This is a genomic window from Pseudomonas tehranensis, from assembly GCF_014268615.1.
In the GTDB taxonomy this organism is placed as follows: domain Bacteria; phylum Pseudomonadota; class Gammaproteobacteria; order Pseudomonadales; family Pseudomonadaceae; genus Aquipseudomonas; species Aquipseudomonas tehranensis.
On the sequence record NZ_JABWQV010000167.1, the window covers coordinates 1 to 10,911 of the forward strand.

The window sequence follows — 10,911 nt, forward strand, 5'->3', positions numbered from 1 at the left end:
TCGCGAGCAAGCCCGCTCCCACATTGGATCGGCGTAGGCCTCAATTCTTCGGCTGAACGCGATCAATGTGGGAGCGGGCTTGCTCGCGAAGGGCGCGACGCGGTCTCTAGACCTGCCCCTGAGCCCCTTCAAACCACGCCAGTTTTTCACGCAGTTGTACCACTTCCCCAACGATCACCAGCGTCGGCGCATGGACCTCATGCTCGGCCACCAACCGCGGCAAGTCCGCCAGAGTGCCGGTGAACACCCGCTGGTTGGAGGTGGTGCCTTGCTGAATCAGCGCCGCCGGTGTGTCCGCCGAGCGACCGTGCTTGATCAACTCGTCGCAGATGATCGGCAGCCCCACCAACCCCATGTAAAACACCAGGGTCTGGGCCGGGGAAACCAGGTCCGACCACGGCAGGTCGCTGGTGCCGTCCTTCAGATGGCCGGTGATGAAGCGCACCGACTGGGCATAATCGCGATGGGTCAGCGGGATCCCGGCGTAGGCTGCGCAGCCGCTGGCCGCGGTGATACCCGGAACCACCTGGAACGGGATGCCATGGGCCGCCAGCTCTTCGATTTCTTCACCGCCACGACCAAAGATGAACGGGTCACCGCCCTTCAACCGCACCACACGTTTGCCTTGCCGGGCCAGGTCGACCAATTGCTGGTTGATCTGGTCCTGGGGCACCGCGTGCTCGGAGCGACGCTTGCCGACGTAGATCCGCTCGGCATCGCGCCGGCACAGCTCAAGGATCGCCGGCGCCACCAGACGGTCGTAAAGCACCACGTCCGCCTGCTGCATCAGCCGCAAGGCGCGGAAGGTCAGCAGGTCCGGATCACCAGGGCCTGCGCCCACCAGATAGACCTCACCCGGTGCATTCGGCGCCTGACCGGCAATTTTTTCACGCAACAGGCGCTCGGCCTCGGCGCCCTGCCCGGCCAGCTGCCGGTCAGCGATAGGCCCCTGGAACACCTCTTCCCAGAACGCCCGGCGTTGCTGCACATCCGGGAACAGCCCCTTGACCTGGCTGCGAAAACGCGCCGCCAGTCCGGCCAGTTGCCCATAGGTCGAAGGAATCCAGGTTTCCAGCTTGGCCCGGATCAACCGCGCCAGCACCGGCGCATCGCCGCCACTGGACACCGCGATCACCAGCGGCGAGCGGTCGACAATCGCCGGGAAGATCACACTGCACAGGGCCGGTGCGTCCACCACGTTGACCGGCACGCAGCGCTTGTGGGCATCGGCCGACACCTGAGCGTTAAGCGGCTCGTCGTCGGTGGCGGCAATGATCAGGCCGCAACCGTCCAGGTCCGTTTCGAGATAACCACGCAGGACACATTCGCCACCGCTGCCACTGACCAACTCAAGTAGTTGCGCCTCGATATGCGGTGCGACCACCCGCAGCACTGCACCGGCATCGGCCAGCAGGCGAGACTTGCGCAAGGCAATCTCGCCGCCGCCGACCACCAGCACGCGGCTGCCGCGCAGGTTGTGAAACAGTGGCAAATAGTCCATTTAACCGATGACCTCAATGCCGCCCATGTAGGGCTTCAACACGTCGGGCACCCGGATCGAACCGTCGGCCTGCTGGTAGTTTTCCAGTACCGCCACCAGGGTGCGGCCCACGGCCAGGCCGGAGCCGTTGAGGGTGTGGACCAACTCCGGCTTGCCGGTTTCCGGGTTGCGGAAACGCGCCTGCATGCGGCGGGCCTGGAAGTCGCCACAGTTGGAGCACGAGGAGATTTCGCGGTACTTGTTCTGGCTCGGAATCCAGACTTCCAGGTCGTAAGTCTTCACCGCACTGAAACCCATGTCGCCGGTGCACAGCGCCAGGGTGCGGTACGGCAACTCCAGCAGCTGCAGGACTTTTTCGGCGTTGGCGGTCAGGCTTTCCAGCGCTTCCATGGATTTCGACGGTTCGACAATCTGGACCATCTCGACCTTGTCGAACTGGTGCTGGCGGATCATGCCGCGGGTATCACGGCCCGACGCCCCGGCTTCACTGCGAAAGCACGGCGTGTGGGCAACGAACTTGATCGGCAGTTGCTTGGCGTCGACGATCTCGCCGGCCACGATGTTGGTCAGCGACACTTCGGCGGTCGGGATCAGGTACAGGTCGGCCTCGCCTTCGCGGCTGATCTTGAACAGATCTTCCTCGAACTTCGGCAACTGGCCAGTGCCCTGCAAGGCTGGCGCCTGAACCAGGTAAGGCGTGTAGGCTTCTTCGTAACCGTGTTCGGTGACGTGCAGGTTGATCATGAACTGCGCCAGGGCGCGATGCAGACGGGCAATTGGCCCACGCAACAAAGCAAAGCGAGCGCCCGACAGCTTGGCGGCGGTTTCAAAGTCCAACCAGCCGAACTTCTCGCCCAGGGCCACGTGATCCTGAACCTGAAAATCGAAGGTTGTCGGCGTGCCCCAACGGCGCACTTCGACGTTGCCGTCTTCGTCTTCACCGACCGGAACCGATTCATGCGGCAGGTTGGGGATACCCAGCAGGATCGAATCCAGTTCGGTCTGGATCGCGTCCAGCTCGACCTTACCGGCACTCAACTCACCCGCCATGCGCTCGACATCGGCCATCAGCGGTGCGATGTCTTCGCCGCGCTGCTTGGCCTGACCGATGGATTTGGAGCGCGCGTTACGTTCAGCCTGCAGGGCTTCGGTGCGGGTCTGGACGGTCTTGCGCTGTTCTTCCAGCGCTTCGATGCGCGCGACGTCCAGGGCGAAGCCACGGGATGCCAGGCGGTCCGCTACGTCCTGAAGGTTGCTACGTAACAGTTTGGAATCGAGCATGTCGGTCTCTCGTTATCAAAGTTTGGTCAGGGACAGGCCGGCCCAGGTGGCGAGCAGCCCGCCGAATACGCTGATGGCCGCGTAGCCCAGGGCCAGCGGCACCTGCCCGCTTTCCAGCAGGCGTACCGTATCCAGTGAAAAGGATGAAAAAGTCGTCAGGCCGCCAAGAAAGCCGACCAACAGCCCCGCGCGCACCTCGATGGGCACCTCGGGGCGAATCAAAAACAGACCGTATAGAACGCCGATCAGCAGACAGCCCACGATATTAACGGCCAGCGTGGCGGTATAGAAGTGCCGTGGCCAATTTGCGTTGACCCAATTGCCGGTGGCAAAGCGCAACAACGTGCCGGCGACGCCACCTGCGGAGACTGCGAGGATCAAGGGGATCAAGGTTTTCTCCGTTGCCTTGGACTCAGACGGTCCAGTTGTGCCAGGTGATTGAGTTTTTCGCCGATCTTCAGTTCAAGGCCTCGGGGCACCGGCTGATAGAACGACTGGGGGTCGAGTTCTTCGGGAAAATAGTCTTCGCCGGCGGCATAGGCGTCCGGTTCGTCGTGAGCGTAACGGTATTCATCACCGTAGCCCAATTGCTTCATCAGTTTGGTCGGCGCGTTACGCAGGTGCAGCGGCACTTCCAGGGAACCGTGCTCGGTGGCGCTGCGCATCGCGGCCTTGAAGCCCATGTACACCGCATTGCTCTTTGGCGCGCAAGCCAGGTACGTGATGGCCTGGGCCACGGCGAGTTCGCCTTCCGGGCTGCCGAGGCGCTCCTGCACATCCCAGGCCGCCAGGCACAGGCTCAGGGCGCGGGGGTCGGCATTGCCAATGTCTTCGCTGGCCATGCGCACCACTCGGCGCGCCAGGTACAACGGATCGCAACCGCCGTCGATCATCCGCGCAAACCAGTACAAGGCGGCGTCGGGGTTGGAGCCGCGTATGGATTTGTGCAGCGCCGAAATCTGGTCGTAGAACGCTTCGCCGCCCTTGTCGAAGCGTCGACGGGTATCGCCCAAGAGGCTTTGCAGCAGTTCAACGCCGATCTCGCTGTTGTCTTCGGCCAGGTCCGAGGCGTTTTCCAACAGGTTGAGCAAGCGCCGACCATCGCCGTCGGCGGCAGAAAACAGGATCTGGAAGCCTTCGTCGCTGAGGCTCAACTGGCGCTTGCCCAGGCCGCGCTCCTCGGTCAGCGCCCGGTGCACCAGCTTGCGCATCGCCGCCTCGTCGAGGCTCTTGAGCACATAGACCCGCGCCCGGGACAGCAAGGCGTTATTGAGTTCGAACGAAGGGTTTTCGGTGGTCGCGCCAATGAAGATAAGCGTTCCGTCTTCGACGTAGGGCAGGAACGCGTCCTGCTGCGACTTGTTGAAACGGTGCACTTCATCGACAAACAGAATGGTGCGCTTGCCGTACTGCCCGGCCTGCTGCTTGGCGACTTCCACCGCCTGGCGGATTTCCTTGACCCCGGCCAGCACCGCCGAAACCGTTTCGAAATGGGCATCCGAAACTTCTGCCAGCAGCCGTGCCAGGGTGGTCTTGCCCACGCCCGGCGGCCCCCAGAAGATCATCGAATGCAGCGCGCCCTGCTCCAGCGCTTCGCGCAGAGGCTTGCCGCGAGCGAGCACATGCTCCTGGCCGACGTACTCATCCAGGTTGGTCGCGCGCAGGCGGGCGGCCAATGGCTGGGCAATCGGGGCGCTTCGAAACAGGTCCATCACTACTTACACAACCTCCGCTGGGTCCTGGTGCCGATCCTCTCTGCCGGAGCAGATCTGTGGGAGCAAGGCTTGCCCGCGATACAGACACCTCGGTGCGTCTGGTAGACCGAGGCGATGCAATCGCGGGCAAGCCTTGCTCCTACAGGCCATTTCCCACAGGGGCTTTGTGTTTATTCCTGGATTACATCAGCACCCTTGGGGATGTCGAACTTGAACTTGGACGCGGCGATCGGCTCGTTGGCCTTGACCCCGGTGAACAGAATATTGGTGCGCTGGCCGACACTGTCGATCAGTTGCATGTCGTTGACCAGGCCATTGCGGAATGACAGGCGCAGGCTGTCAAACAGGCTGTCCTTGGTCTTGGGCTTGAGGGTGAAGTCAATCACGCCGCCGGCCTCTTTGGAGCTAATGTCGAAACTCTGGCTGATCTTGGAAACATCGCCGGAGAGCAGCAACGCCGGGGTCTGGGTCAAGCGCTGGTCCAGGGTCTTGATGGTGACTTGTTCCAGGTCCGGGTCCCACAGCGAAACTTTCTTGCCATCGGACACCATCAGTTGTTCAGCCGGTGCATCGGTGTGCCAATAGAACAGGCCCGGACGCTGCAAGGCCATCTCACCCGCGGTCTCCTGCAACTGGGTACCACTGCCGTCGAGGGTCAGTTGGGAGAAGCGAGCGGTCAGGGTCTGGGACCGTTCCAGCAACTGGGTCAGGCGGGCCACGTCCTTTTCATCGGCATGGGCCGACAAGGTGGTCAGGGCCAGTACGGGCAACAGCAACATGCGAATCAGGCGCATGGGAGTCCTCTTGAAGTCGTGGGAGGTCGAGCGGCGTGTCGCCAGGCCGCTCAGGTCATTAATCGCGCATCGGGCCCGGCGCCAGTACTTCGCGCGAACCGTTGGTGTTCATCGCCGTGACGACCCCGGCCATTTCCATGGCCTCGATCATGCGTGCGGCACGGTTGTAGCCGATCTTGAGCTTGCGCTGAACGGCGGAAATCGAGGCCCGGCGGCTTTCCAGGACGAACTGCACCGCTTCGTCATAGAGCGCATCGGTTTCGGCATCGTCATCGCCACCACCGCTGCTGCCCTCAAAGCCGCTGCCGGCCTCCTCGACACCGTTGAGGATGTCGTCGTTGTATTCAGGGGCGCCCCGCAGCTTCCAGGCTTCAACGACCCGATGCACTTCATCGTCGGACACGAACGCACCGTGCACACGAATCGGCAGGCTGGTGCCCGGCGGCATGTAGAGCATGTCACCGTGGCCCAGCAACTGCTCGGCGCCACCCTGGTCGATGATGGTCCGCGAGTCGATCTTGCTCGACACCTGGAACGCCATGCGGGTCGGAATGTTGGCCTTGATCAGGCCGGTAATCACGTCCACCGACGGCCGCTGCGTCGCGAGAATCAGGTGGATACCAGCGGCACGGGCCTTCTGGGCGATACGAGCGATCAGCTCTTCGACCTTCTTGCCGACGATCATCATCATGTCGGCGAATTCGTCCACCACCACCACGATGGTCGGCAGCTTGTGCAGCAGCGGCGCTTCGTCGTGGATGTTCTCGCGGTGATACAACGGGTCGGCCAACGGCGTACCGGCCTCCTCGGCTTCCTTGACCTTGGCATTGAAGCCCGAGAGGTTGCGCACGCCCATCTTCGCCATCAGCTTGTAGCGGCGCTCCATCTCGGCGACGCTCCAGCGCAGGGCGTTGGCGGCGTCCTTCATGTCGGTCACCACCGGGCACAGCAGGTGCGGAATGCCTTCATAGATCGACAACTCGAGCATTTTCGGGTCGATCATGATCAGCTTGGCGTCTTCGGGACCTGACTTGAACAGAATCGACAGGATCATCGCGTTCACACCCACCGACTTACCGGAACCGGTGGTACCGGCCACCAGCAGGTGCGGCATTTTCGCCAGGTCAGTGATGACCGGCTTGCCGCCGATGTCGTGGCCCAGGGCCAGGGTGACCGGCGACTTGTGGTTGTCGTATTCAGGGGTGGAGAGCACTTCGGAGAAGCGCACGATCTGCCGGTCTTCGTTGGGAATCTCGATGCCCACGGTGGTCTTGCCGGGAATCACTTCCACTACGCGCACGCTGGTCACGGCCAGAGAACGCGCCAAGTCCTTGGCCAGGTTGGCGATACGGCTGACCTTCACGCCGGCGGCCGGCTGGATTTCGTAACGGGTAATCACCGGACCCGGGTGGATCGAATCCACCGAAACCTCGACGCCGAACTCCTTGAGCTTGATTTCCAACAGATGGCCGACGGCCGCCAGGGATTCGGGGGAATAGTTGAGCTGTTTCTTTTCGGCCGGGTCCAGGATCGAGATCGGCGGCAAGGTGCCTTCCACTGCGCTGTCGACGAACAGCGGCGCCTGTTTCTCTTTCTGTACGCGCTTGCTCTGCTCCGGCGCCTTGGCCGGAGCCATGGTGATGACCGGCGGCACCTGTTTCTCACGCTCGGACATGTGCTTGCTCAGGGCCTGCTCACGCTCGATCAAGCGTTCCTTGACCTTGGCCTGCTCGCGCTTGTCCGTGACGGTCGGGGCCACCACGTCGTGGACGCGGTCATCCACCTCGCGCAGTTGCGCCACCAGTTGCTTGCGCTCGGTGCGCGCCGCCCACCAGCGATTCATGGCCCCCTGGATCAGCTCGATCAGGTCCAGAGTGATCTTGCCGGTGACATCCATCACCTTGAACCATGACAGATCGGTGAACACCGTCAGACCAAACAGGAACAGGGCGATGAACAGCAGCGTGCTGCCCTGGATGTTCAGGGCATTTTTGGCCAGCTCGCCAAGACTTTCCCCCAGCGCGCCGCCCGCTCCGGCCGGCAAGCCGGTGGGTGCGTGGAAATGGATGTGGGCCAGCGCGGCGCCCGACAGCACCAGGAACACCAGGCCGATCAGGCGCCAGGAAAACAGCCAGCCACTCCACTGCCAGGGCTCGTGGCGCTGACGGAAAATCTGATAGGCCTTGATCGCCAGCAAAAGCGGAAAGATGTAGGCGAAATAGCCCAGCACCATGAACAGGATGTCGGCGCTGTAGGAACCGGCCGGACCGCCGAAATTCTGCACATCGTCGATCTTGCTGTTGTGGCTCCAGCCCGGATCGTCCTTGCCATAAGTCAGCAAGGCCATCATCAGGAACAGGCACAAGGCGCCGATGGCGATCAACGCACCTTCCTTGAGCCGGTAGTGCAATTGCTGGCGCCAGAGCGGAACGACTGTTTTAGGTGCTGCGGTGGATTTCTTCAAAACGCTTCTTTTCCTGCGCCAAAGGCGCGTCCATCTGTTGAATGACTATAAAAAACTGCTCATCACGAGCAGGCAAAAAAGTGAATGTGCACAACCGGTACTACTTTTACCACTGTGACGTGCATCCAGAAAACCGCAGGTGTTGCCGAAGATTTTGATCTTTTGCCTCTCCTGCGTTCAAAACTCAAGCATTGTACGGGTTTGTCAGCCCCAAGGCATTGCCCGCACGATGGGCTACAGCATAGCCAAAATCCAGCTGTGCTGGCGTCAATTGGAGCATGCATTCTCTTTCGTGACAAAGGCTTATGAGGTGTTTTTATGAGCGAAGTGAAGCATTCACGCCTGATCATTCTCGGTTCCGGTCCCGCGGGATACAGCGCCGCTGTCTATGCCGCCCGTGCCAACCTCAAACCCGTTGTCATTACTGGCCTGCAGGCCGGTGGCCAGCTCACCACCACCGTCGAAGTCGACAACTGGCCCGGCGATGTCGAGGGCTTGACCGGTCCAGTGCTGATGGAACGCATGCAACGCCACGCCGAACGCTTCGACACGCAGATCGTCTACGACCATATCCACACCGCCAAGTTGCAACAGCGCCCTTTCGAGCTCATCGGCGACAGCGGCACCTACACCTGCGACGCACTGATCATTGCTACCGGCGCTTCAGCTCAATACCTGGGCCTGGCCTCGGAGCAGACCTTCGCCGGCAGAGGCGTTTCCGCCTGCGCAACCTGCGACGGATTCTTTTACCGCAATCAGGTGGTGGCGGTGGTCGGCGGCGGCAATACGGCGGTTGAGGAGGCCTTGTACCTGTCCAACATCGCCCGTGAGGTCCACCTGATTCACCGCCGGGACAAACTGCGCGCAGAGAAAATACTGCAGGACAAGCTGTTCGAAAAAGCCAGCCACGGCAATGTGAAACTGCACTGGAACCAGAATCTGGATGAAGTGCTGGGCGACGCCAGCGGCGTGACCGGCGTGCGTCTGCGCCAGAGTGAGACTGGCCAGACCAGCACCTTGTCCCTGGCCGGTGTGTTTATCGCGATCGGCCATCAACCCAACACCGAGTTGTTCCAGGGCCAACTGACAATGCGCGACGGCTACCTGATCGTCCGCGGCGGCAGCGAGGGCAATGCCACTGCAACCGATATCGAAGGTGTGTTCGCCGCCGGCGACGTGGCCGATCACGTGTATCGACAAGCCATTACGTCGGCCGGCGCCGGTTGCATGGCCGCACTCGACGCCGAGAAGTATCTCGATGACATTCCGGTGGCTTGACGGTTAACCTTTAGGCGGGCTCTTGTCTGCGTCTGCGCACAAGAGCCGCCCTCCCCTTCTGCACGCCCGGATGACCATGCTGACTTGGCTACAACGCAACACGTTCGATTTTCCGCCACTGGCCAAAGCCCTGAGCGACCCCAACGGCTTGCTGGCCGCCGGTGGCGACCTGTCCGCCGATCGGCTGATCCGGGCCTATCGCCACGGCTGTTTCCCGTGGTTCTCCGAAGGCCAGCCGATTTTGTGGTGGTCACCGGATCCACGCACCGTACTGTTTCCCGACGAACTGCATGTATCGCGCAGCCTGGGCAAGCTCCTGCGCAAGCAACGCTATGCCGTGACGTTCGACAAGGACTTTGCCGCTGTCATCGAGGCCTGCGCCGCGCCCCGGGACTATGCTGACGGCACCTGGATCACCGAGGCCATGCAGACCGCCTATCTGGAGCTGCATCGACGCGGTTTCGCCCATTCAGTGGAGGTATGGGACCAAGGCATGTTGGTGGGTGGCCTGTATGGCCTGGCCATGGGGCAACTGTTTTTCGGCGAATCCATGTTCAGTCGGGCCGACAACGCCTCGAAATTCGGCTTCGCCACCCTGGTCCAACATCTCAAAGCGGCCGGTTTCGTGCTGATCGACTGCCAAATGCCCACCGAACACCTGCACAGCCTGGGCGCCCGGTCGATCCCAAGGGCTGAGTTTGCCGGCTACCTCAAGGCGCATCTGGACCAGCCCAATCACGCAACCTGGGTTTGCTGAGCGACAATGGCGCTCCTGGCTTACACTTAATCCAAAGCTTACTCCCGAGGGTTGATCATGACCGAGTTGGCGCGCTTGAAGTTTTATGCCACTCAACCCCACTCTTGCAGTTACCTGCCCGAGGAGCAGGCCACGACGCTGTTCCTCGATCCTAGCCAGCCCATGGATGTGCATGTCTACGCAGATCTGTCGGAGATGGGCTTCCGTCGCAGCGGCGATCATCTCTACCGGCCCCATTGCCAACATTGCAATGCGTGCGTTCCGGCGCGCATTCCCGTGGCTCAGTTTGTACCCAATCGCCAGCAGAAGCGGATTTTCAAGCGCAACGCCGATCTTCAGGTCCGACCAGCCAAGCCGCAGTTCAGCGAAGAGTATTTCGATCTGTACCAGCGCTACATCGAGCAGCGCCACGCCGACGGCGACATGTACCCACCCAGTCGTGATCAGTTTTCGACCTTTCTGGTCCGCGACCTGCCCTTTTCCCGCTTCTATGAGTTCCGCCTCGAAGGGCGACTGGTGGCCATCGCCGTCACAGACCTGCTGCCCAACGGGCTTTCGGCGGTGTACACCTTCTACGAGCCCGACGAAGAACGGCGCAGCCTGGGGCGGTTTGCCATTCTCTGGCAGATCAACGAAGCCCGGCGCCTGAGGCTGGAAGCGGTGTACTTGGGCTACTGGATCAAAAACTGCAAAAAAATGAACTACAAGACCCAATATCGCCCCATCGAATTGCTGATTAACCAGAGATGGGTCGTCCTCAGTTAGAACCCCTTGGCTTAAACCCCCTTTTTCGGGCACAATGCACGCCGCTTTTGCCTGGCGCAGTTGCACCGGGCCATTCACTGGATACCGAGGGCTTTACTGCATGTCGAAAGAAGACAGCTTCGAAATGGAAGGCACTGTCGTCGACACCCTGCCCAACACCATGTTTCGTGTGGAGTTGGAAAATGGGCACGTCGTAACCGCGCACATCTCCGGCAAGATGCGCAAGAACTACATTCGTATTCTTACCGGTGACAAAGTGCGCGTCGAGCTGACGCCCTATGACTTGAGCAAAGGGCGCATCACTTACCGCGCTCGCTAACAAGTCAATACAAAACGCCCGGCTGATGCCGGGCGTT

At 61.3% G+C, this 10,911-nt stretch carries 10 protein-coding genes; 4 read left to right on the forward strand and 6 right to left on the reverse strand.

Annotated features, from left to right (window positions below; all coding sequences use genetic code 11):
- Nucleotides 1-106 precede the first annotated feature (106 nt).
- The 6 genes from cysG to HU811_RS19720 form a co-directional block, all read right to left on the reverse strand.
- Complete coding sequence (gene cysG / locus HU811_RS19695; protein ID WP_092399173.1) at nucleotides 107-1,501, reverse strand: siroheme synthase CysG; 1,395 nt, start codon at nucleotides 1,499-1,501, stop codon at nucleotides 107-109.
- Nucleotides 1,502-2,782 carry a serine--tRNA ligase gene (gene serS / locus HU811_RS19700; protein ID WP_092455131.1) on the reverse strand — a complete coding sequence of 427 codons (1,281 nt, stop codon included), beginning with the start codon at nucleotides 2,780-2,782 and terminating at the stop codon, nucleotides 1,502-1,504.
- Nucleotides 2,783-2,797: 15 nt separating this feature from the next.
- Nucleotides 2,798-3,172, reverse strand: coding sequence for a fluoride efflux transporter CrcB (gene crcB / locus HU811_RS19705; RefSeq protein WP_047227715.1), 375 nt, complete (start codon nucleotides 3,170-3,172; stop codon nucleotides 2,798-2,800).
- The gene (locus HU811_RS19710; protein ID WP_186657602.1) at nucleotides 3,169-4,494 is read right to left on the reverse strand and encodes a replication-associated recombination protein A; all 1,326 of its coding nucleotides are present in this window, start codon (nucleotides 4,492-4,494) and stop codon (nucleotides 3,169-3,171) included. The genes crcB and HU811_RS19710 overlap by 4 nt, the downstream gene beginning before the upstream one ends.
- A 173-nt stretch (nucleotides 4,495-4,667) precedes the next feature.
- The gene (lolA, locus tag HU811_RS19715; protein ID WP_186657604.1) at nucleotides 4,668-5,291 is read right to left on the reverse strand and encodes an outer membrane lipoprotein periplasmic chaperone LolA; all 624 of its coding nucleotides are present in this window, start codon (nucleotides 5,289-5,291) and stop codon (nucleotides 4,668-4,670) included.
- A gap of 58 nt (nucleotides 5,292-5,349) precedes the next feature.
- Nucleotides 5,350-7,755, reverse strand: a complete 2,406-nt coding sequence (locus HU811_RS19720) for a DNA translocase FtsK (protein ID WP_092399181.1) — start codon at nucleotides 7,753-7,755, stop codon at nucleotides 5,350-5,352.
- A 318-nt stretch (nucleotides 7,756-8,073) separates the two neighbouring features.
- Between HU811_RS19720 and trxB the strand changes: the two genes are divergently transcribed.
- The 4 genes from trxB (at nucleotide 8,074) to infA (ending at nucleotide 10,874) form a co-directional block, all read left to right on the forward strand.
- The gene (trxB, locus tag HU811_RS19725; protein ID WP_186657606.1) at nucleotides 8,074-9,033 is read left to right on the forward strand and encodes a thioredoxin-disulfide reductase; all 960 of its coding nucleotides are present in this window, start codon (nucleotides 8,074-8,076) and stop codon (nucleotides 9,031-9,033) included.
- Nucleotides 9,034-9,109: 76 nt separating this feature from the next.
- Complete coding sequence (gene aat / locus HU811_RS19730; RefSeq protein WP_092455592.1) at nucleotides 9,110-9,790, forward strand: leucyl/phenylalanyl-tRNA--protein transferase; 681 nt, start codon at nucleotides 9,110-9,112, stop codon at nucleotides 9,788-9,790.
- A 57-nt stretch (nucleotides 9,791-9,847) separates the two neighbouring features.
- On the forward strand, nucleotides 9,848-10,555 hold the full coding sequence (locus tag HU811_RS19735; protein ID WP_092399185.1) for an arginyltransferase: 708 nt from the start codon (nucleotides 9,848-9,850) through the stop codon (nucleotides 10,553-10,555).
- A 100-nt stretch (nucleotides 10,556-10,655) separates the two neighbouring features.
- A complete protein-coding gene (gene infA, locus HU811_RS19740) occupies nucleotides 10,656-10,874 on the forward strand; it encodes a translation initiation factor IF-1 (RefSeq protein ID WP_002553999.1) in 219 nt (72 codons plus the stop codon).
- Nucleotides 10,875-10,911 lie beyond the last annotated feature (37 nt).